Origin of the sequence: Brucella sp. NBRC 12950, from assembly GCF_030268145.1 — a bacterium.
Lineage (GTDB): Bacteria > Pseudomonadota > Alphaproteobacteria > Rhizobiales > Rhizobiaceae > Brucella.
On record NZ_BSQC01000041.1, the window covers coordinates 1 to 798 of the forward strand.

Genomic DNA, 798 nt, shown 5'->3' on the forward strand with positions numbered 1-798 from the left:
CAATCGGCTCATCATTGGCACGACCAGCGGCCAAAGCTTCCGCAATCTTGTCGGCAGCAAGGATGCCCGACAGAACTGCGTTATGACTGCCCTTGATGCGGGGAACGTTGACGAAGCCAGCCGAACAACCGATCAGCGCACCACCCGGGAAGGACAGTTTTGGCACTGATTGGAAGCCACCTTCGGTAATCGCGCGCGCGCCATAAGAAAGGCGTTTGCCACCCTCGAATGTATCGCGGATCGCCGGATGCGTCTTGAACCGCTGGAACTCTTCAAACGGCGACAGATACGGGTTCTTGTAGTTGAGATGCAGTACGAACCCGACTGCAACCATATTGTCTTCAAGATGATAGAGGAACGAGCCACCGCCGGTCTTCATATCAAGCGGCCAGCCAAATGAATGCTGTACCAGACCCGGCTTATGCTTGGACGGATCGACCTGCCAGAGTTCCTTAAGGCCGATACCAAACTTGGCTGGTTCACGACCTTCATCAAGCTTGAACTTCGCGATCAGTTCCTTTGCCAACGAGCCGCGTGCGCCTTCACCGATCAGAACATACTTGCCAAGCAGCGCCATGCCGCGTGTGTAGTTTGGACCGTGTGAGCCATCACGCTCGACGCCCATATCACCAGTAGCAACACCGATTACAGCGCCTTCATCATTATAAAGAACTTCGGTGGCAGCAAAGCCCGGATAGATTTCAACGCCCAGCTCTTCTGCTTTCGTGCCAAGCCAGCGGCAGACATTGCCGAGTGACACGATGTAATTGCCGTGATTGTTCATCAGCGGTGGCATGG

Annotated in this window: 1 protein-coding gene; it reads right to left on the reverse strand. The window is 54.8% G+C overall.

The features are described from left to right. Nucleotides 1–798, reverse strand: a 798-nt coding sequence (locus QSJ70_RS27315) for an NAD(P)/FAD-dependent oxidoreductase (RefSeq protein ID WP_285541357.1), incomplete at both ends; no start/stop codon positions are given.